This window comes from Streptosporangium sp. H16 (genome assembly GCF_051918855.1).
Taxonomy (GTDB): Bacteria; Actinomycetota; Actinomycetes; order Streptosporangiales; family Streptosporangiaceae; genus Streptosporangium.
In genome coordinates, this window is the sequence record NZ_JBPXMD010000006.1 from 145,003 (window position 1) to 164,209 (window position 19,207).

General features: G+C 65.8%; 30 protein-coding genes. All 30 read right to left on the reverse strand.

The window, feature by feature from the left end:
• Window positions 1-539: 539 nt before the first annotated feature.
• Window positions 540-1,022, reverse strand: a complete 483-nt coding sequence (locus tag ACTOQ2_RS12415; RefSeq protein ID WP_440070956.1) for a hypothetical protein — start codon at window positions 1,020-1,022, stop codon at window positions 540-542.
• Between the two features lie 111 nt (window positions 1,023-1,133).
• Window positions 1,134-1,565, reverse strand: coding sequence for a DUF1707 domain-containing protein (locus tag ACTOQ2_RS12420; RefSeq protein WP_440099768.1), 432 nt, complete (start codon window positions 1,563-1,565; stop codon window positions 1,134-1,136).
• Between the two features lie 49 nt (window positions 1,566-1,614).
• Window positions 1,615-2,433: a type I methionyl aminopeptidase gene (gene map, locus ACTOQ2_RS12425; protein ID WP_440070954.1), complete on the reverse strand. Its 819-nt coding sequence runs from the start codon at window positions 2,431-2,433 to the stop codon at window positions 1,615-1,617.
• Between the two features lie 123 nt (window positions 2,434-2,556).
• Window positions 2,557-3,207 carry an adenylate kinase gene (locus tag ACTOQ2_RS12430; protein ID WP_440070953.1) on the reverse strand — a complete coding sequence of 217 codons (651 nt, stop codon included), beginning with the start codon at window positions 3,205-3,207 and terminating at the stop codon, window positions 2,557-2,559.
• Window positions 3,207-4,526 (reverse strand): preprotein translocase subunit SecY, encoded by a 1,320-nt coding sequence (gene secY, locus ACTOQ2_RS12435; protein WP_440070952.1) that lies wholly within the window; start codon window positions 4,524-4,526, stop codon window positions 3,207-3,209. The genes ACTOQ2_RS12430 and secY overlap by 1 nt, the downstream gene beginning before the upstream one ends.
• Window positions 4,527-4,705: 179 nt before the next feature.
• Window positions 4,706-5,161, reverse strand: a complete 456-nt coding sequence (rplO, locus tag ACTOQ2_RS12440) for a 50S ribosomal protein L15 (RefSeq protein WP_362678406.1) — start codon at window positions 5,159-5,161, stop codon at window positions 4,706-4,708.
• 2 nt (window positions 5,162-5,163) lie between these two features.
• Window positions 5,164-5,346: a 50S ribosomal protein L30 gene (gene rpmD / locus ACTOQ2_RS12445; RefSeq protein ID WP_012887849.1), complete on the reverse strand. Its 183-nt coding sequence runs from the start codon at window positions 5,344-5,346 to the stop codon at window positions 5,164-5,166.
• Window positions 5,347-5,349: 3 nt separating this feature from the next.
• Window positions 5,350-5,982 carry a 30S ribosomal protein S5 gene (gene rpsE, locus ACTOQ2_RS12450; protein WP_329089955.1) on the reverse strand — a complete coding sequence of 211 codons (633 nt, stop codon included), beginning with the start codon at window positions 5,980-5,982 and terminating at the stop codon, window positions 5,350-5,352.
• A 73-nt stretch (window positions 5,983-6,055) separates the two neighbouring features.
• Complete coding sequence (gene rplR / locus ACTOQ2_RS12455; RefSeq protein WP_344913778.1) at window positions 6,056-6,439, reverse strand: 50S ribosomal protein L18; 384 nt, start codon at window positions 6,437-6,439, stop codon at window positions 6,056-6,058.
• 2 nt (window positions 6,440-6,441) lie between these two features.
• Window positions 6,442-6,984: a 50S ribosomal protein L6 gene (gene rplF / locus ACTOQ2_RS12460; RefSeq protein WP_344746701.1), complete on the reverse strand. Its 543-nt coding sequence runs from the start codon at window positions 6,982-6,984 to the stop codon at window positions 6,442-6,444.
• Between the two features lie 18 nt (window positions 6,985-7,002).
• The gene (gene rpsH / locus ACTOQ2_RS12465) at window positions 7,003-7,401 is read right to left on the reverse strand and encodes a 30S ribosomal protein S8 (protein WP_329089949.1); all 399 of its coding nucleotides are present in this window, start codon (window positions 7,399-7,401) and stop codon (window positions 7,003-7,005) included.
• 146 nt (window positions 7,402-7,547) lie between these two features.
• Window positions 7,548-7,733 carry a type Z 30S ribosomal protein S14 gene (locus tag ACTOQ2_RS12470; protein WP_012887844.1) on the reverse strand — a complete coding sequence of 62 codons (186 nt, stop codon included), beginning with the start codon at window positions 7,731-7,733 and terminating at the stop codon, window positions 7,548-7,550.
• A 2-nt stretch (window positions 7,734-7,735) separates the two neighbouring features.
• On the reverse strand, window positions 7,736-8,314 hold the full coding sequence (gene rplE / locus ACTOQ2_RS12475; protein WP_329089947.1) for a 50S ribosomal protein L5: 579 nt from the start codon (window positions 8,312-8,314) through the stop codon (window positions 7,736-7,738).
• On the reverse strand, window positions 8,314-8,634 hold the full coding sequence (gene rplX / locus ACTOQ2_RS12480) for a 50S ribosomal protein L24 (RefSeq protein WP_362839965.1): 321 nt from the start codon (window positions 8,632-8,634) through the stop codon (window positions 8,314-8,316). Before rplX ends, rplE begins: the two co-directional genes overlap by 1 nt.
• A complete protein-coding gene (gene rplN / locus ACTOQ2_RS12485) occupies window positions 8,634-9,002 on the reverse strand; it encodes a 50S ribosomal protein L14 (protein WP_012887841.1) in 369 nt (122 codons plus the stop codon). Before rplN ends, rplX begins: the two co-directional genes overlap by 1 nt.
• A gap of 180 nt (window positions 9,003-9,182) precedes the next feature.
• Complete coding sequence (gene rpsQ, locus ACTOQ2_RS12490; RefSeq protein ID WP_326635528.1) at window positions 9,183-9,464, reverse strand: 30S ribosomal protein S17; 282 nt, start codon at window positions 9,462-9,464, stop codon at window positions 9,183-9,185.
• Window positions 9,457-9,693: a 50S ribosomal protein L29 gene (gene rpmC / locus ACTOQ2_RS12495; RefSeq protein WP_030912909.1), complete on the reverse strand. Its 237-nt coding sequence runs from the start codon at window positions 9,691-9,693 to the stop codon at window positions 9,457-9,459. Before rpmC ends, rpsQ begins: the two co-directional genes overlap by 8 nt.
• Window positions 9,693-10,112 (reverse strand): 50S ribosomal protein L16, encoded by a 420-nt coding sequence (rplP, locus tag ACTOQ2_RS12500; RefSeq protein WP_030912912.1) that lies wholly within the window; start codon window positions 10,110-10,112, stop codon window positions 9,693-9,695. The genes rpmC and rplP overlap by 1 nt, the downstream gene beginning before the upstream one ends.
• A gap of 2 nt (window positions 10,113-10,114) precedes the next feature.
• Complete coding sequence (gene rpsC, locus ACTOQ2_RS12505; protein ID WP_344746699.1) at window positions 10,115-10,984, reverse strand: 30S ribosomal protein S3; 870 nt, start codon at window positions 10,982-10,984, stop codon at window positions 10,115-10,117.
• Window positions 10,984-11,337 (reverse strand): 50S ribosomal protein L22, encoded by a 354-nt coding sequence (rplV, locus tag ACTOQ2_RS12510; RefSeq protein WP_030912916.1) that lies wholly within the window; start codon window positions 11,335-11,337, stop codon window positions 10,984-10,986. Before rplV ends, rpsC begins: the two co-directional genes overlap by 1 nt.
• Window positions 11,338-11,413: 76 nt before the next feature.
• Window positions 11,414-11,692, reverse strand: coding sequence for a 30S ribosomal protein S19 (rpsS, locus tag ACTOQ2_RS12515; protein ID WP_012887835.1), 279 nt, complete (start codon window positions 11,690-11,692; stop codon window positions 11,414-11,416).
• A gap of 11 nt (window positions 11,693-11,703) precedes the next feature.
• Window positions 11,704-12,540: a 50S ribosomal protein L2 gene (gene rplB / locus ACTOQ2_RS12520; RefSeq protein WP_329089941.1), complete on the reverse strand. Its 837-nt coding sequence runs from the start codon at window positions 12,538-12,540 to the stop codon at window positions 11,704-11,706.
• 91 nt (window positions 12,541-12,631) lie between these two features.
• Window positions 12,632-12,934 carry a 50S ribosomal protein L23 gene (gene rplW / locus ACTOQ2_RS12525; protein WP_030912923.1) on the reverse strand — a complete coding sequence of 101 codons (303 nt, stop codon included), beginning with the start codon at window positions 12,932-12,934 and terminating at the stop codon, window positions 12,632-12,634.
• Window positions 12,934-13,581, reverse strand: a complete 648-nt coding sequence (gene rplD, locus ACTOQ2_RS12530; RefSeq protein WP_344746698.1) for a 50S ribosomal protein L4 — start codon at window positions 13,579-13,581, stop codon at window positions 12,934-12,936. The genes rplW and rplD overlap by 1 nt, the downstream gene beginning before the upstream one ends.
• On the reverse strand, window positions 13,578-14,231 hold the full coding sequence (gene rplC, locus ACTOQ2_RS12535) for a 50S ribosomal protein L3 (RefSeq protein ID WP_329089937.1): 654 nt from the start codon (window positions 14,229-14,231) through the stop codon (window positions 13,578-13,580). The genes rplD and rplC overlap by 4 nt, the downstream gene beginning before the upstream one ends.
• A 14-nt stretch (window positions 14,232-14,245) precedes the next feature.
• Window positions 14,246-14,554: a 30S ribosomal protein S10 gene (gene rpsJ, locus ACTOQ2_RS12540; protein ID WP_030912931.1), complete on the reverse strand. Its 309-nt coding sequence runs from the start codon at window positions 14,552-14,554 to the stop codon at window positions 14,246-14,248.
• Between the two features lie 334 nt (window positions 14,555-14,888).
• The gene (tuf, locus tag ACTOQ2_RS12545) at window positions 14,889-16,082 is read right to left on the reverse strand and encodes an elongation factor Tu (RefSeq protein ID WP_362839969.1); all 1,194 of its coding nucleotides are present in this window, start codon (window positions 16,080-16,082) and stop codon (window positions 14,889-14,891) included.
• Between the two features lie 159 nt (window positions 16,083-16,241).
• Window positions 16,242-18,290, reverse strand: a complete 2,049-nt coding sequence (fusA, locus tag ACTOQ2_RS12550) for an elongation factor G (RefSeq protein WP_440071015.1) — start codon at window positions 18,288-18,290, stop codon at window positions 16,242-16,244.
• Window positions 18,291-18,377: 87 nt separating this feature from the next.
• On the reverse strand, window positions 18,378-18,848 hold the full coding sequence (rpsG, locus tag ACTOQ2_RS12555) for a 30S ribosomal protein S7 (protein ID WP_012887827.1): 471 nt from the start codon (window positions 18,846-18,848) through the stop codon (window positions 18,378-18,380).
• Window positions 18,849-18,850: 2 nt separating this feature from the next.
• Complete coding sequence (locus ACTOQ2_RS12560; RefSeq protein ID WP_440082810.1) at window positions 18,851-19,069, reverse strand: hypothetical protein; 219 nt, start codon at window positions 19,067-19,069, stop codon at window positions 18,851-18,853.
• Window positions 19,070-19,207 lie beyond the last annotated feature (138 nt).

Genomic DNA, 19,207 nt, shown 5'->3' on the forward strand with positions numbered 1-19,207 from the left:
CCCGAGCGGGACGGACGGCACGGCTCGACGCGCGAATACTCGTTTCCCCATTGTGGCACGTCCGGCCAGGTCAGGCCAGCATCCCGGGTCCCACTCCCCGCCCCCGATCCGCCACCGCGTCTCCCCCGATGCGCCGCCGATCCGCTCTCAGGCCGCTCTCGGTCCGTTCCAGGTCCGCCCCCGATCCCCGCGGCGGGGCTCCATCCGGGTGATCGCCTCCGTCAAGACCACCCGGCAAGCCCCCCGGGACCGGGAGCCCGCGTGAGCGTCCCCGTCGTCCCGTCTCCCCCTCGGCACCGAAAACCCCCGGGCACCGGAAAACCTCCGGGCACGGGAAAGCCCCCCGGCGACCCGGCGCCGGGGGGCTTGCTCGACCAACCTCATCGATCAACGTTTCCCGATCGACTTCTCTCGGCCGACGCTTCTCGACCAACACCCCTTGATCAACACCTCTCGGTCAACGTCCCGCCGAAGGGCCCCCGCCCTCACCGGATGACCTTGACCACTCGGATCGTCCCCCCGGAAGGAGTGGGGAGGGATCAGAAGGCGTCACCCCAGCGACCGCAGTCGTCGAACTTGTTGCCGCCCTCGCAGACCCGGATCTTGAAGTCGTCGAAGCCGTTGCTCTTCTTGAACCCGCCGAACTTGTTGAAGCCGGAGTTGCCGAAGGTGCTGAACACCTTGCTGTGCGAGCCGAACTTGTCGTGCCACTTGAACCACACGTAGCTGCGCTGGCGGTCGCGGTCGCGGTCGAACAGGTTGCCGTAGAACCAGTAGCGGCCACCGCTGCTGGTCCAGTAGCCCTTGAAGTAGGAGCGCTTGCCGAAGCTCTCGCCACCGCCGAAGCCCGAGTAGTACGGACCGAAGAAGTGCTTGCTCGACGTCTGCGCCTCCTGGACCGCGACGGCGGACCCGGCCGGGGCCTGCGAGGCCGAGGCCATCGCCGACGGGGCGGCGAGGACACCCGCGGCCAGCGAACCTGCCAGCGCCGCTCCGACCAGGGCTGCACGGATCTTGCTCATTGAATCTTCCTCCTGTGAACCGGGGTCCGGCTGTCCGGACACCGCTCACGTTAGGAAGATTCAATCCCTCCTTCTGCGGAGGAATACACACTCAACGCCCAGAGTGCACTATTACGGGTTCCGTCCTCGCCCCAGGACCGTGGCGACCGTCGTCACCAGCAACACCACACCCCACGGGCCCATGACCCACAGGGGCCACGGGTACGGGAAGTCGTCGCCGGTCACCCCGATGATGAGCCAGATCATCCAGTTGATGCCGCTGGCCGTCGCCCAGACGGACCAGGCGGCCATCAGGCCCTTGTCCTGCGCGCCCTTCACGCTGCTCGCCTTGGCGCGCTCAGGGGCCCGGGAGGGGGCCTCGGGGAGCCGGCGCAGGTCGACGTCCGGAAGGTCGGAGGTGAGGACGGCGAGCTCGCCGTACGTCTTGCTGGTGTAGAGCTGCTCCAGACGCTCGTCGAACTCCTCCGTGGTCAGGCGTCCCTGGGCGTAGTGCTCCCTCAGGACCGAGGCGACCTTGTCGCGATCTCCGTCAGAGGCTCGCATCTCCGGACCAGCCGCCATGTCACCACATCCGCTCGCCGGCGGGCCCGAATCAGCCCGCGTCTCCCAACAGGTCGGCAAGCCGCTCTTTCCCCCCGTCAAGGGCGGTCAATACCCAAGGTCCATTATGTGTCACGGCGACGCTGTGTTCGAAGTGTGCGGAGACCTTTCCGTCGATCGTGACCACGGTCCAGTCGTCGGCCAGCACCTTGGTCCTGTCCGTCCCGAGGTTGACCATCGGCTCGACGGCGAAGCACATGCCCGGCTCGAACTTCGGGCCCCGGCCGGGCTTGCCGTGGTTGGCCACCCACGGGTCCATGTGCATCTCGGTGCCGATGCCGTGGCCGCCGTACTCCTGCGGGATGCCGTAGCGCCCCTGGGAGCGGACGTACTTCTCCACCTCGTGGCCGATATCGGACAGATGGCGGCCCACGGTGAGCGCGGCGATGCCCCGCCACATGGCCTCCTCGGTGACCCGCATCAGCTCGGTCAGCTTGGGATCCACCTCGCCGACCGGGACCGTGACGGCCGAGTCGCCGTGCCAGCCGTCCAGGATGGCGCCACAGTCGATCGAGATGATGTCGCCCTCCCGCAGCGGGCGGCGGTCACTCGGGATGCCGTGGACGACCTCGTGGTTGACCGAGGCGCAGATCGTGGCGGGGAAGCCCTGGTAGCCCTTGAAGGAGGGGATCGCTCCCTCGTCCCTGATGGCCTTCTCCGCGATCGCGTCCAGGTCCAGGGGCGTCATGCCCGGCTGGACGCTCTCCCGCAGGAGCTGCAGGGTACGGCCGACCACGAGACCTGCCGCCCGCATCTTCTCCACCTGCTCGGGCGTCTTCATCTGGATTCCATGCTTGTTCTTCTTGAACACGTGCACACCCCCTGGGGTGGTTCAACGGGCGGTCCGGGAGCCCAATTCCCCCGATTCTGCCCTAAATGACAGCACGCCACCCATGAGAAACCCATGGGTGGCGTGCTCGGTGCTATCGCTTCGCTAGCCGATGAAGGGGTTCAGAGCCTCCATCGCGCGCTGGGTGACCTCTTCCACCGGACCGGTGGCGTCCACGCCGACCAGGATGCCCTCGTCGGCGTAGAAGGAGACCAGGGGAGCGGTCTGCTCCTGGTAGACCTCCAGGCGGTGCCTGACGGTCGCCTCCTTGTCGTCGTCCCGCTGATACAGCCGGCCGTTACAGGCGTCGCAGACGTCGTCCTTCTTGTCATCGAAGTCGACATGCCAGATGCGGCCGCACTGGCTGCAGGTCCGGCGTCCCGCGAGCCTGCGGACGACCTCCTCGTCGTCGACCACGAGCTCCAGGACGATGTCCAGACCGACCTCGAACTCGGCGAGGATCTTCTTCAGGATCTCGGCCTGGGGCACGTTCCTGGGGAAGCCGTCGAGCAGGAAACCGTCCTGCGCGTCTTTCTCGGCGAGGCGGTCGCGGACCATCGCGATGGTGACCTCGTCGGGTACGAGGTCGCCGCGGTCCATGTATTCCTTGGCAAGCTTGCCGAGCTCCGTGCCACCCGAGACATTGGCGCGGAAGATGTCACCTGTCGAAATCTTCGGGATCGACAGGTTCGATGCGACGAACTGGGCCTGTGTCCCCTTACCCGCTCCGGGGGGCCCGACCAGGACGAGGCGCACTACTTCAGGAAGCCTTCATAGTTGCGCTGCTGCAGCTGGCTCTCGATCTGCTTCACGGTGTCGAGGCCGACACCAACCATGATCAGAATGCTCGTCCCTCCGAACGGGAAGTTCTGACTCGCGCCGACGAGCGCCAGCGCGACGATCGGCACCATGGAGATCAGGCCCAGATACAGCGCGCCGGGAGCGGTGAGTCGTGTGAGCACGTAGTTCAAGTACTCAGCCGTCGGGCGACCCGGACGGATGCCCGGGATGAACCCACCGTACTTCTTCATGTTGTCGGCGACTTCAACGGGGTTGAAGGTAATCGACACGTAGAAGTACGTGAAGAAGACGATAAGCAGGAAGAAGGTGATCATGTACGTCGGGGTGGTCCCGCCGCCGCCGAACTCCTGCGAGATCCACTGGATGATCGGGTGCGGCTCTTCCTGGGTGTTGGAGAAGAGCGTCGTGATCAGCTGCGGAAGGTAGAGCAGCGAGGAGGCGAAGATGACCGGGATGATGCCGGCCTGGTTGACCTTCAGCGGGATGTAGGTCGACGTCCCGCCGTACATCCTGCGGCCGACCATGCGCTTGGCGTACTGCACCGGGATCCGGCGCTGTGCCTGCTCCACCATCACGACCAGGGCGATCATCGCGATACCGACGACGATGACCACGGCGAAGACGAAGCTGCCCTTCTGGCGGGCGATGTTCAGCAGCTCGGACGGGAAGACCGCGATGACCTGCGTGAAGATCAGGATGGACATGCCGTTGCCGATGCCGCGGTCGGTGATGAGCTCGCCCAGCCACATGACGACGGCGGTGCCGGCCGTCATGGTCAGCACCATCGTGACGATGGCGAAGACGTTGTCCTTGTCGAGGAGGATCTCCTCGCGGCACTGCGGGAACAGCTGGCCGCTGCGGGCCAGGGCCACGAAGGCGGTCGACTGCAGGACCGCCAGGCCGACCGTCAGGTAACGGGTGTACTGCGTGATCTTCGTCTGTCCGGCCTGCCCCTCCTTCTTGAGGGCTTCCAGGCGCGGGATGACCACGACGAGCAGCTGAAGAATGATGCTCGCGGTGATGTACGGCATGATGCCGAGGGCGAAGATTGAAAGTTTCAGAAGGGCGCCGCCGCTGAACAGCTGCACCATTCCGTAGATGTTGCCCGCGTCCCCCGCCTGCGCCTGGGTGAGACAACGGCTGATGTTCTCGGTATGCACACCCGGAGTCGGCAGGACCGACCCAAGTCGGAACAGCGCGATGATGCCCAAAGTGAAGAGCAACTTCTTACGCAGGTCCGGCGTACGGAACGCTCGGGTAAATGCGGTCAGCACGGTCCCTCCTGCGCGCCTGAAAGGCGAGGTCGGTCAGCGATGGTGCGGGGGTGTTCCATCTTTGCCATATCCAGTCAATGAGCCCACGGAAATGAGTCGAGGCCCACTGTCCAGCGAACTCTAACGCACTACGGGCGCGGGAGCCCATTACGAGCCCCCGCGCCGCGTGATGATAACGCCTACAGCTCGGAGACGGAGCCCCCGGCAGCGGCGATCTTGTCCTTGGCCTTGGCCGAGAAGGCGTGCGCCTCCACGTTCAACGCCACGGAGATGTCACCGGTTCCCAGAACCTTGACGAGCTGGTTCTTGCGAACCGCGCCCTTGGCGACGAGCGTGTCGACGGTGACGTCGCCACCGTCGGGGAACAGCTCGCCGAGCCGGTCAAGGTTGACGACCTGATAGGTCGTCTTGAACAGGGCGTTGGAGAAGCCCTTGAACTTGGGCAGGCGCCGCTGCAGCGGAACCTGGCCACCCTCGAAGCCGAGCGGGACCTTGTTCCTGGCCCTCGTGCCCTTGGTACCACGACCCGCGGTCTTGCCCTTGGACGCCTCGCCGCGGCCCTTGCGGACCTTCGACTTGTTGGCGCCGGGGGCCGGACGCAGGTGGTGGATGCGGAGCGGAGTGTTCTCTGCCATGTCTAGTCGACCTCTTCCACGGTGACGAGGTGCGTCACCACGGTGACCATGCCGCGGATCTCCGGGCGGTCCTCCTTGACAACGACGTCGCCGATTCGCTTCAGACCGAGCGAGCGCAGCGAGTCACGCTGGTTCTGCTTGCCACCGATCTTGGAACGGACCTGGGTAATCTTCAGGCGTGCCATGGACTAGCTCACCGCCTTCGCGGCCGCGGCCTCCGCGAGACCCTCGGCGCGAGCCTTGAGCATCCGCTTGGGGGCGACGTCCTCGATCGGGAGACCACGGCGGGCCGCGATCTCCTCGGGGCGGCTGAGGCCCTTCAGGGCCGCCACCGTGGCGTGCACGATGTTGATCGGGTTGTCCGAGCCGAGCGACTTGGACAGCACGTCGTGGATACCGGCGCACTCCAGCACGGCGCGCACCGGGCCACCGGCGATGACGCCGGTACCGGGCGAGGCCGGACGCAGGAAGACGACGCCCGCGGCCTCTTCGCCCTGCACGATGTGCGGGATGGTGCCCTGGATGCGGGGCACCTTGAAGAAGTGCTTCTTGGCCTCTTCGACACCCTTGGCGATCGCCGCGGGCACTTCCTTGGCCTTGCCGTAGCCGACGCCGACCATGCCGTTGCCGTCACCGACGATGACGAGGGCGGTGAAGCTGAAGCGACGACCACCCTTCACGACCTTGGCCACTCGGTTGATCTTCACAACGCGCTCGATGTACGAGACGCCCTTGTCAGCGTTTCCACCGCGGCGATCGTCACGACGACCGTCACGCCGCTCGCCACCGGCGGCGCCACCGCGACGCGGAGCTCCAGCCATTAGTGGTTCCTCTTCTCATTCGTAAGACGGGCCATCGGGTGCGATCCTGGATTGCGATCCTGGGACGGAGTCATCAGAACTCCAGTCCGCCTTCGCGTGCGCTGTCTGCCAGCGCCGCGATGCGGCCCGCGTAGCGGTTGCCACCCCGGTCGAACACAACCGCGGTGATCCCGGCTGCCTTGGCCCGCTGAGCGAGAAGCTCGCCGACCTGCTTGGCCTTGTCGGTCTTGGCGCCCTCCGCCGAGCGCAGGGAGGCGTCCATGGTGGACGCGCTCACCAGCGTGTGGCCCTGGGTGTCGTCGACGATCTGCACGAAGAGGTGCTTCGTGGAGCGGTTGACGACCAGGCGCGGACGCGTGGCCGTACCGGCCACCTTCTTGCGGACTCGGCCGTGGCGGCGGGCCCGCGAGACGGCGCGGGCGGCCGTGTGCTTGCCGAACGCAGTCTTGCCAGCCATGCCTACTTACCAGCCTTTCCGACCTTGCGGCGGATAACTTCACCCTGGTAGCGCACGCCCTTGCCCTTGTACGGGTCGGGCTTGCGCAACTTGCGGATGTTCGCGGCGATCTCGCCGACCTTCTGCTTGTCGATGCCGTCCACGTGGAACAGCGTCGGCCGCTCGACGCGGAAGGTGACACCCTCGGGGGCGTCGACGATCACCGGGTGGCTGAAGCCGAGAGCGAACTCGAGCTGAGTCGGGCTCTTGGCCTGCACGCGGTAACCGACGCCCACGATCTCCAGGGTCTTCGAGTAACCCTGGGTCACACCGGTCACCATGTTGGCGACCAGGGTGCGAGACAGGCCGTGCAGCGCACGGACCTTGTTCTCGTCGTTGGGACGGGTGACGTTCAGATTGCCGTCGTCACCCTTGGCGATCGCGATGGGTTCCGCGACCGTGTGTGAAAGCGTGCCCTTGGGACCCTTGACCGTGACGTCCCGGCCGTCGATGGCGACGTCCACTCCGTTCGGTACGGGGATGGGCAGCCGTCCGATTCTTGACATGCTGTTCGTTCTCCCCTCTTACCAAACGAAGGCGAGGACTTCCCCGCCCACTCCACGCTTGCCGGCCTGCTTGTCCGTCATGAGACCGCCGGACGTCGAGATGATCGCGACGCCCAGTCCGCCCAGGACTCGGGGCAGGTTGTCCTTCTTTGCATAAACCCGCAGGCCGGGCTTGGAAACCCGGCGCAGGCCCGCGAGGGACCGCTCACGGGTCGGCCCGAACTTCAGCTCCACCACGAGGTTCTTTCCGACCTTGGCGTCTTCGACGCTCCAGGACTGGATGTAACCCTCCTGCTGGAGGATCTCGGCGATGTGCGCCTTGATCTTCGAGTACGGCATCGCCACACTGTCGTGGTACGCCGAGTTCGCGTTTCGCAGACGCGTCAGCATGTCTGCGATCGGGTCCGTCATCGTCATGGCCGGTGGCCTTCCTCACCGCGGTTTCCACAGGGGACCTACGGTGCGGTCATGGGCGCCTGTAGTCGGCGCCCGGTGAATACGACTTCTATGTGCGGCCGGTGCCACGCGCGGGCCCGTGATCGCTCACGGGGCCGCGCGGAAGGCTACCAGCTCGACTTGGTGATGCCGGGCAGCTCGCCCCGGTGCGCCATCTCACGGAAGCAGATGCGGCACAGGCCGAACTTCCTGTAGACGGCGCGGGGACGACCACAGCGCGAGCACCGAGTGTACGCCCGGACCTCGAACTTGGCCTTGCGAGCAGCCTTGACCTTGAGCGACGTCTTCGCCATGATCAGGCCTCCTTGAACGGGAATCCGAGCTGCTTCAGCAGCGCCCGGCCCTGGTCGTCGGTCTTAGCGGTGGTCACGACCGTGATGTCCATACCACGCTGGCGGTCGACCTTGTCCTGGTCGATCTCGTGGAACATGACCTGCTCGGTGAGACCGAAGGTGTAGTTCCCGTTGCCGTCGAACTGCTTGGGCGACAGACCGCGGAAGTCACGGATGCGGGGCAGCGCCAGCGAGAGCAGCCGGTCGAGGAACTCCCACATGCGGTCACCGCGAAGCGTGACGTGCGCGCCGATCGGCATGCCCTCGCGCAGCTTGAACTGGGCGATGGACTTGCGGGCGCGGACGACCGCCGGCTTCTGGCCGGTGATCACGGTGAGGTCGCGGACGGCGCCTTCGATGAGCTTCGAGTCGCGCGCGGCCTCGCCGACGCCCATGTTCACCTTGATCTTGGTGATGGTGGGCACCAGCATGATGTTCTCGAACTCGAACTGCTCGTTCAGCTTCGCGATGATCTCTTCGCGGTAGCGCTGCTTGAGGCGCGGGAGGGCCCGCTGTCCGGTCTCGGTGGTGTTCGCGGTCATCAGTTGTCCTCACCCGTCTCCTCGGAAGCGGCCTTGGCCGACTCCTTCTTGGCGGGCTTGTCGTCCTTGGCAGGCTTCTCATCCTTGAGCTTCTTGACGTTGCTCACGTGGATGGGAGCCTCCATGGTCTGCACGCCACCGGTCTTGGCGCCGCGCGGACCCTGGTTGGTCTCCTTGGCGTGCTTCTTGACCATGTTGACGCCCTCGACCACCACGCGCTCGTCGCGCGGGTGGGCGGCGATCACACGACCCTTGGCACCCTTGTCCTTGCCGGCGATGACCAGGACGAGGTCACCCTTCTTCACATGAAGCTTCGGCATTACAACACCTCCGGCGCGAGCGAGATGATCCGCATGAACTTCTTGTCACGCAGCTCACGTCCGACGGGACCGAAGATGCGGGTGCCCCGGGGGTCACCGCTGTCCTTGATGATGACGGCGGCGTTCTCGTCGAAGCGGATGTAGGAACCGTCGGGACGGCGGCGCTCCTTGACGGTGCGGACGATGACGGCCTTGACCACATCGCCCTTCTTCACGGTGCCGCCGGGGATGGCGTCCTTGACCGTGGCGACGATGATGTCGCCGATTCCCGCGTAACGGCGGCCCGAGCCACCGAGAACACGGATGCAAAGGACTTCCTTCGCACCGGTGTTGTCGGCGACCTTGAGCCGCGACTCCTGCTGGATCACTTGAACTCCTGTTTGTCTCGCCGGTTCTCACCCGTGGGTGAGCCTTGCGGAACCTGATGGTCTTTTTCCCCCGGCGACAGCCCCTCTCAGGACCGCCACCGCAGGCGGGGCGAAGATCGCTTCGCCCCCTTGGACGCCGTCATGGGGGGTGACGGTGTCACCCCCCACGAGGCGCGTTGCCTACTTGGCCTTCTCGAGGATCTCGATGACCCGCCAGCGCTTGCTGGCGGACAGCGGCCGGGTCTCCATCAGGAGGACACGGTCGCCGACACCGCAGGTGTTGGCCTCGTCGTGCGCCTTGTACTTGGTCGTCCTGCGGATGACCTTGCCGTACAGGGGGTGCTTGACGCGGTCCTCGACAGCGACCACGACAGTCTTGTCCATCTTGTCACTGACGACCAGACCCTCACGGGTCTTGCGGTAGTTCCGCGTCTCGGTCGTGGTTTCCGTGGCCTCAGCCATCGATCGACTCCTTCTCTACCGTGACGATTCCGAGCTCCCGCTCGCGCATCACGGTGTAGATACGGGCGATCTCGCGGCGGACGGCACGCAACCGCCCGTGGCTCTCCAACTGGCCGGTCGCTGCCTGGAAGCGGAGGTTGAACAGCTCCTCCTTGGCTTCCTTCAGCTTCGTGACCAGGGTGTCCTGGTCTTCCACCCGCAGCTCACCGGCGGTCAGGCCCTTAGCCATCACGCCTCACCCACTTCACGCTTGACGAACCGGCACTTCATCGGCAGCTTGTGCATCGCACGACGCAGGGCTTCGCGAGCCACCGGCTCGGCGACACCCGACAGCTCGAACATGATGCGGCCGGGCTTGACGTTGGCGATCCACCACTCCGGCGAACCCTTACCGGAACCCATGCGGGTCTCGGCGGGCTTCTTCGTGAGGGGGCGGTCCGGATAGATGTTGATCCAGACCTTTCCACCACGCTTGATGTGACGGGTCATCGCGATACGAGCCGACTCGATCTGGCGGTTGGTCACGTAGGAGTGCTCAATCGCCTGAATGCCGAACTCGCCGAACACGACCCTGGTGCCACCCTTGGCGGCTCCGTGACGGTCGGGCCGGTGCTGCTTGCGGTGCTTGACCCTGCGCGGGATCAGCATGGTCAGCTCCCTTCAGCACCCGGCTGCGCAGCCGGGCCGGTCTCGGGGGCAGCCTGCGAGGCCGCCTCGTTCCTGGGGGCGGAGGCGCGGTCGCCACGGCCGGCACCGGCGCCACGACGGGCGCCACCGGCGCCGCCGCCACGACGGGGACGGTCGCCGCCACCGGCACCGGGGCCACGACGGTCGTCGCGGTCACGACGCTGGCCGGCACGAGCACCGGCGGCGGCCGCCTCGCGCTCGGCGCGGCTGGTCGGAGCCTCACCCTTGTAGATCCACACCTTCACGCCGATACGGCCGAAGGTGGTGCGGGCCTCGTACAGGCCGTAGTCGATGTCCGCGCGGAGGGTGTGCAGGGGCACGCGGCCCTCGCGGTAGAACTCCGAACGGGACATCTCGGCGCCGCCGAGACGACCGGAGCACTGCACCCGGATGCCCTTGGCACCGCTCTTCATCGCCGACTGCATCGCCTTGCGCATGGCACGGCGGAACGAGACACGGCTGGACAGCTGCTCGGCCACACCCTGGGCGACGAGCTGAGCGTCGATCTCAGGGTTCTTGACCTCGAGGATGTTCAGCTGGACCTGCTTCTTGGTCAGCTTCTCGAGGTCACCGCGGATCCGGTCCGCCTCGGCGCCGCGGCGGCCGATGACGATGCCCGGACGGGCGGTGTGAATGTCGACCTGTACCCGGTCGGTGGTCCGCTCGATCTCCACCTTGGAGATGCCGGCCCGCTCCATGCCCTTCTTGAGCATGCGGCGGATCGCCACATCCTCGGCAACGTACGACTTGTAGAGCTTGTCGGCATACCACCGGCTCTTGAAGTCGGTCGTGATGCCGAGGCGGAACCCGTGCGGGTTAACCTTCTGACCCACTAGCGGGTCCTCCCCTTCGGCTCGCGGGACTCCACGATCACGGTGATGTGGCTGGTCCGCTTGTTGATCCGATAGGCACGACCCTGAGCACGGGGACGAAACCGCTTCAGCGTCGGGCCCTCGTCGACCCAGGCACGGCTCACGAAGAGCGTGTCACGGTCGAGCTTGAAGTTGTGCTCCGCGTTGGCAATGGCGCTCGAGAGCACCTTGTACACGGTCTCGCTCGCCGACTGGGGAGCGAACTGCAGCACGGCCTGCGCCTCCGAAGCGGGCAGCCCGCGAATGAGGTCCACCACACGGCGGGCCTTCATGGGCGTGTGGCGCGCGAACCGCGCCTGAGCCCTGGCTTCCATCGCTTACTCCTCTTACCCTTCGTTTTGGTCGAGTCCGTCTCGCCTTGTGAGGCTCGACGTCCTCTTCCTGAGGCGCTTATCGCCGGCTGCGGCGGTCTTCCTTGACGTGGCTGCGGAAGGTTCGCGTCGGAGCGAACTCACCCAGCTTGTGGCCGATCATCGACTCGGTGACGAACACCGGGACGTGCTTGCGGCCGTCGTGAACGGCGATCGTGTGACCAAGCATGTCGGGCACGATCATGGAGCGCCGCGACCACGTCTTGATGACGTTTTTGGTGCCCTTCTCGTTCTGGACATCCACCTTCTTCTGAAGGTGGTCGTCCACGAAGGGACCCTTCTTAAGGCTACGTGGCATTTTGGCTGCTCCTACCGCTTCTTCCGCTTGGTACGACGGCGGATGATCAGCCGGTCGCTGGCCTTGTTCGCCGCACGGGTACGTCCCTCGGGCTTGCCCTTGGGGTTGACAGGGTGACGACCGCCGGAGGTCTTACCCTCACCACCACCGTGCGGGTGGTCGACCGGGTTCATCGCGACACCGCGGACGGTGGGGCGCTTGCCCTTCCACCGCATCCGGCCGGCCTTGCCCCAGTTGATGTTGGCCTGCTCGGCGTTGCCGACCTGGCCGATCGAGGCCCGGCAGCGAACATCGACCTGGCGCATCTCGCCGGAGGGCATACGCAGCGTGGCGTACTGGCCCTCCTTGGCGAGGAGCTGGATCTGCGCGCCGGCGGAACGGCCCAGCTTGGCGCCACCACCCGGACGGAGCTCCACCGCGTGGATGAAGGTACCGGTCGGGATGTTGCGCAGCGGGAGGCAGTTACCCGGCTTGATGTCGGCCGTGGGGCCGTTCTCGATGTTGTCGCCCTGCTTGAGGCCGGTGGGGCAGAGGATGTAGCGCTTCTCCCCGTCGGCGTAGTGCAGCAGCGCGATGCGGGACGTGCGGTTCGGGTCGTACTCGATGTGAGCGACCTTGGCCGGGATCCCGTCCTTGTCGTGACGCCGGAAATCGATGATCCGGTAGGCGCGCTTGTGGCCACCACCCTGGTGACGGGTGGTGACTCGGCCGTGGACGTTACGGCCACCCTTGCTGTGCAGGGGTGCAAGCAGCGACTTCTCGGGCGTGCTGCGCGTGATCTCGGCAAAGTCCGAGACGCTGGCGCCGCGGCGACCCGGGGTCGTCGGCTTGAGTTTACGGATGCCCATCTTTTTCGTTCATCCTTCGTCGGTTAATCCGGTCGAATGCCCCTCACCAGGCGGCGAGGGGCTTTCTCCCTGTACTTACTGAGCGAGCGCGTCAGCCGATCTGGCCGAAGATGTCAATCCGGTCGCCCTCGACCAGGCTGACGATGGCTCGCTTGGTGGCCGGGCGCTGGCCGTAGCCGAACCTGGTCCGCTTCCGCTTGCCCTGGCGGTTGATGGTGTTGACGCTGGCGACCTTGACACCGAAGATCTTCTCAACGGCGATCTTGACCTGCGTCTTGTTGGCCGTCTTCCGCACCAGGAACGTGTACTTGTTGTGCTCGTCGATCAGGCCGTAGCTCTTCTCGGAGACAACCGGCTTGATGATGATGTCGCGCGGGTCGGCGATCTTCTCCATCAGGCGTCTTCCTTCCCGCTCTTGCTCAGACGCGCCACGATCTGGTCGTAAGCGTCCTGAGTGAAGACGACGTCGTCGTAGCAGAGCACGTCGTAGGTGTTGAGCTGCCCGGCGTCCAGAAGGTGGACCTCGGGAGCGTTGCGCAGACTCAGCCAGCTGAGCTCGTCACCCTCGTCGACGACGACCAGGACGCTGCGGGCCTTGGTGAGCCTGCGAAGCGACTCGAGAGCCGCCTTGGTCTTCGGGGTCTCCCCCTCAACCAGACCGCTGACCACGTGAACGCGGCCGCCGGTCGCCCGGTCGGACAGGGCCCCGCGCAGGGCGGCGGCCTTCATCTTCTTGGGAGTCTTCTGGGAGTAGTCCCGCGGAACCGGGCCGTGGACGGTGCCACCGCCGGTGAACTGCGGGGCGCGGGTCGAACCCTGGCGGGCGCGGCCGGTGCCCTTCTGGCGGTACGGCTTCTTGCCGCCGCCTCGGACCTCACCGCGGGTCTTCGCCTTGTGGGTGCCCTGCCGGCGAGCGGCGAGCTGGGCCACGACGACCTGGTGGATCAGCGGGATGTTGACCTTCGTACCGAAGATGTCCTCCGGCAGGTCGACGGTGCCGGCCTTCTCACCGCGTACGTCGAGGACGTCAATGGTGCTCACTTGGCAGCCCCCTTCTTGGCGGCGGTGCGGACCAGGACCAGGCTGCCGTTGGCGCCGGGGATCGCACCCTTGATCAGGATGAGGCCCTTCTCGGCGTCCACGGCGTGAACCTTGAGGCTCTGGACGGTCGTGCGGACGTTGCCCATCCGGCCCGCCATGCGCACGCCCTTGAAGACGCGGCCGGGGGTGGCGCAGCCACCGATGGAACCGGGCGAGCGGTGCTTGCGCTGCGTACCGTGCGAGGCGCCGAGACCCTTGAAGCCGTGGCGCTTCATGACACCCGCGAAACCCTTGCCCTTGCTCTTGCCCGTCACGTCGACGAACTGGCCGGCCTCGAAGGTGTCGGCGAGGAGCTCCTGGCCCAGGGTGTAGTCGCTCGCGTCGTCGGTGCGGATCTCCGCGAAGTAACGGCGCGGGGTGATGTCGTGCTTGCGCAGGTAGTCGCCGAGCGGCTTGTTGACCTTCCGCGGGTCGACCTGGCCGAAGCCCAGCTGGACGGCGGTGTAGCCGTCCTTCTCGGCGGTGCGGACGCGGGTCACGACGCACGGGCCAGCCTCGACGACGGTCACCGGGACCATCCGGTTGTCCGCGTCGAAGACCTGGGTCATGCCGAGCTTCTTGCCCAGGACGCCCTTGATCTTGTTAGCCATGTCAGTGCGTTCCCTCAGAGCTTGATCGAGATGTCAACGCCGGCGGGAAGGTCGAGTCGCATGAGCGAGTCGACCGTCTTCGGCGTCGGGTCGATGATGTCAATCAGCCGCTTGTGCGTGCGCATCTCAAAGTGCTCGCGGCTGTCCTTGTACTTGTGCGGCGAGCGGATGACGCAGTACACGTTCTTCTCGGTCGGCAGCGGCACCGGGCCCGCGACCTTGGCGCCAGTCCTTGTCACCGTCTCGACGATCTTCTTGGCCGAGACGTCGATGACCTCGTGGTCATAGGCCTTGAGCCGAATGCGGATCTTCTGTCCCGCCATAATGGCCTCGGTGTCCTTCACTGTCGTCTGAAAAAGTTACGTGCGGCCTGTTGCCGCTGTGTCATGGCCGAGTCCGTCCGGGACGGTCCCGCCACGTCGTGCCGGAGCACGTCGCGCCCTGGGGCGGCGTTCTCCGCACATGCCCCACGTAGCAGACGCTGTGAGTCCGCGCTTTCTTCCGTGATCTGGCAATTAGTTCGGTCATCCTTCGGCCGAACCAACTGCGAGATCACGGTTCGTGGGGTCCTGCCGGGGTCCGCGCCCTGCGGCACGGTCCCCTCGTGGGGAGGCGGCCGGCCCTGCGTCGAGGGCCGACCGCCACTCCGCGATCGTACTACTTGATGATCTTCGTCACTCGACCCGCACCGACGGTGCGGCCACCCTCACGGATGGCGAACTTGAGACCGTCCTCCATCGCGATGGGCTGGATCAGCGCGACGTTCATCTCCGTGTTGTCGCCGGGCATGACCATCTCGGTGCCCTCGGGGAGGTTCACCACGCCGGTCACGTCGGTCGTACGGAAGTAGAACTGCGGGCGGTAGTTGTTGAAGAACGGGGTGTGGCGGCCGCCCTCGTCCTTGCTCAGGATGTAGACCTGGGCCTCGAACTCGGTGTGCGGGGTGGTCGTGCCCGGCTTGATGATGCACTGGCCGCGCTCGACGTCCTCGCGCTTGATGCCGCGCAGGAGCAGACCGACGTTGTCACCCGCCTGGCCCTCGTCGAGGAGCTTGCGGAACATCTCGACACCGGTGACCGTGGTGGTGGTCTTGGTCTCCTTGATGCCGATGATGTCGACGGTCTCGTTGACCTTGACGATGCCACGCTCGATACGGCCGGTGACGACCGTGCCGCGGCCGGTGATCGAGAAGACGTCCTCGATCGGCATCAGGAACGGCTTGTCGGTCTCACGGGTCGGCTCGGGGACGTTCTCGTCCACGGCGGTCATGAGCTCGATGATCGAGTCGCCCCACTTGGCGTCGCCCTCGAGCGCCTTCAGCGCCGAGACGCGGACGACCGGCAGGTCGTCGCCGGGGAACTCCTGGGCCGAGAGAAGCTCGCGGACCTCGAGCTCGACGAGCTCCAGGATCTCCTCGTCGTCCACCATGTCGGACTTGTTGAGGGCCACGACGATGTAGGGGACGCCGACCTGGCGGGCCAGGAGGACGTGCTCCTTCGTCTGCGGCATCGGACCGTCGGTGGCGGCGACCACGAGGATCGCACCGTCCATCTGAGCCGCACCGGTGATCATGTTCTTCACGTAGTCGGCGTGACCGGGGCAGTCCACGTGGGCGTAGTGGCGCTTCTCGGTCTGGTACTCGACGTGCGCGATGGAGATCGTGATACCACGAGCCTTCTCCTCGGGCGCCTTGTCGATCTTGTCGAACGGGGTCGCCTCGTTGAGGTTCGGGAAACGCTCGTGGAGCACCTTGGTGATCGCCGCGGTCAGAGTGGTCTTGCCGTGGTCGATGTGCCCAATGGTGCCGATGTTTACGTGCGGCTTGGTCCGCTCGAACTTGGCCTTGGCCACTGCTCTCTCCTTAGAGATTCTGACGTGACTTGCGTCTTCATATTCGGGCTTGGGGAGGCCGGCCCCTCTCGGAACCGGCCGGCGAGAGGTATCTCGCCCCGCACCCCTCCGGTAGCGGGGCGACGATCTCTCGCCTCCCGCACCCGGAACGGTGCTGAGCTACTCGCCCCGCACCTTCGCGACGATCTCCTTGGCGATGTGCGCAGGCACTTCCGCGTAGGAGTCGAACTGCATGCTGTAGCTCGCGCGTCCCTGCGTCTTGCTACGGAGGTCTCCCACGTAGCCGAACATCTCAGAGAGCGGCACGAGCGCCTTGATGATCCGGGCGCCGGAGCGCTCGTCCATCGCCTGGATCTGCCCGCGGCGACCGTTGAGGTCACCAATGACATCACCCATGTAGTCCTCGGGCGTGGTGACCTCAACGGCCATCATCGGCTCCAGGATTACGGCGTCCGCCTTGCGCGCGGCCTCCTTGAAGGCCATCGAGCCAGCGATCTTGAAGGCCATTTCGGACGAGTCCACCTCGTGGTAGGCACCGTCCTGCAGGGTGACCTTGACCCCGACCATGGGGTATCCGGCGAGAACACCGAACTCGGCCGCCTCCTGGGCGCCCGCGTCGACCGAGGGGATGTACTCCCTCGGGATACGGCCACCGGAGACCTTGTTCGAGAACTCGTAACCGTCGTTGCCCTCGCCCAGCGGCTCAATGTCAATGATGACCTTGGCGAACTGGCCGGAACCACCGGTCTGCTTCTTGTGGACGTAGTCGACCTTCTCCACCTTGCGGCGGATGGTCTCCCGGTAGGCCACCTGAGGCCGGCCGATGTTGGCCTCGACCTTGAACTCGCGGCGCATCCGGTCGACGAGGATCTCCAGGTGGAGCTCGCCCATACCCCAGATGACCGTCTGCCCGGTCTCGTCGTCACGACGGACCTGGAAGGACGGGTCCTCCTCGGCCAGACGCTGGATCGCGGTGCCCAGCTTCTCCTGGTCACCCTTGGTCTTGGGCTCGATGGCGACGCTGATGACCGGCGCCGGGAAGTTCATCGACTCCAGGACCACGGGGTGAGCCGGGTCCGACAGGGTGTCACCGGTGGTGGTGTCCTTCAGACCCATGACGGCGACGATCTGACCGGCCACGGCCGACGGGCGCTCTTCGCGCTTGTTGGCGTGCATCTGGTAGATCTTGCCGATCCGCTCCTTGCGGCCCTTCACCGAGTTGACCACGGCGGTGCCGGTCTCGAGCGTGCCCGAGTAGATGCGGATGTAGGTGAGACGGCCCAGGTGCTGGTCGCTCATGATCTTGAAGGCGAGCGCGGAGAAGGGCTCGTTCACGTCGGCGTGACGCTCGATGACCTCCTCCTCCTTGCCGACCGCGTGGCCCTTGAAGGCCGGGATGTCGATCGGGGCGGGGAGGTAGGCGACGATCGCGTCGAGAAGGGGCTGAACGCCCTTGTTCTTGAACGCGGTGCCGGTCAGGACCGGGTTGATGGCGCTGGCCAGCGTGGCGCGGCGGATGGCCGCGACCAGCTGCTCCTCGGTGGGCTCGACGCCCTCCAGGAAGAGCTCCATCAGCTCGTCGTCGTTCTCGGAGACCGTCTCGACGAGCTTGTCACGCCACTCGCGAGCGATCTCGGCGTGCTCGGCCGGGATGTCGACGGTCTCGTACATCTCGCCCTTGGCCGCCTCGGCGCTCCAGAGCAGACCCTTCATCTTGACCAGGTCGATGACGCCCTTGAAGTCGGCCTCGACGCCCCAGGGAAGCTGGATGACGGCGGGGGTCGCGTTCAGGCGGCTGATCATCATGTCGACGCAGCGGTGGAACTCCGCGCCGACCCGGTCCATCTTGTTGACGAAGCAGATCCTGGGCACTTCGTAGCGGTCGGCCTGACGCCAGACCGTCTCGGACTGCGGCTCGACACCGGCGACGCCGTCGAACACGGCGACGGCACCGTCGAGGACGCGGAGCGAGCGCTCCACCTCGATCGTGAAGTCCACGTGGCCCGGCGTGTCGATGATGTTGATCGTGTGGCCGAGCCATTCGCAGGTCGTGGCAGCGGAGGTGATGGTGATACCACGCTCCTGCTCCTGCTCCATCCAGTCCATCGTGGCTGCGCCCTCGTGGACCTCACCGATCTTGTAGTTGATACCGGTGTAGAACAGGATGCGCTCGGTCGTCGTGGTCTTGCCCGCGTCGATGTGGGCCATGATCCCGATGTTACGGACCTTGGCCAGGTCAAGAGCGGTCGTGGTGGCCACTTCTCTCGCGTCCTCGTCGTCTCGTCGAACCCGCTGTTACCAGCGGTAGTGGGCGAAGGCCTTGTTGGACTCGGCCATCTTGTGGGTGTCCTCGCGCTTCTTGACGCTTGCGCCGAGGCCGTTGCTGGCGTCGAGCAGTTCGTTCATGAGGCGCTCGGTCATGGTCTTCTCGCGGCGGGCGCGGGAGTACTGCACCAGCCAGCGCAGGGCCAGGGTGGTGCTGCGCGCCGCGCGCACCTCGACCGGGACCTGGTAGGTCGCGCCACCGACACGGCGGCTGCGGACCTCAAGGGTGGGCTTGACGTTGTCCAGCGCGCGCTTCAGGGTGACGACCGGGTCGTTGCCGGTCTTCTCCTTGGCGCCTTCGAGGGCGCCGTACACGATGGACTGGGCGATGGATCGCTTGCCGTCCAGGAGCACCTTGTTGATGAGCGCGGTGACCAGGGGCGAGTTGTGAACCGGGTCAGCCATGAGCTGACGACGGCCAGGAGAACCCTTGCGAGGCATTCCTACTTCTCCTTCTTCGCGCCGTAACGGCTACGGGCCTGCTTGCGGTTACGGACACCCTGGGTGTCGAGCGAGCCGCGGATGATCTTCTTCTTCGGGGTCGTGGTGTAAACGCGCATGCAGGTGCCGCGTCGCTGAGGGCTGGCCTTGAGCGCCGGGGTCTTGGTCTTGGTGACCTTGTCCTGGCGGCCCTTGCGGACCAGCTGCTGAATCGTGGGCACCGCGTCTCCGTTCGTGCTAGCCGGTAATTCGAATGTGATGCATTTTGCAGGTACTGCCGGTGTCATGACCTGCGGTTCTTTCATCCCCTCCGACCCACGCGGTCGGGCGTGTCGCGTAGGTTCCGCGCCACATCCCGT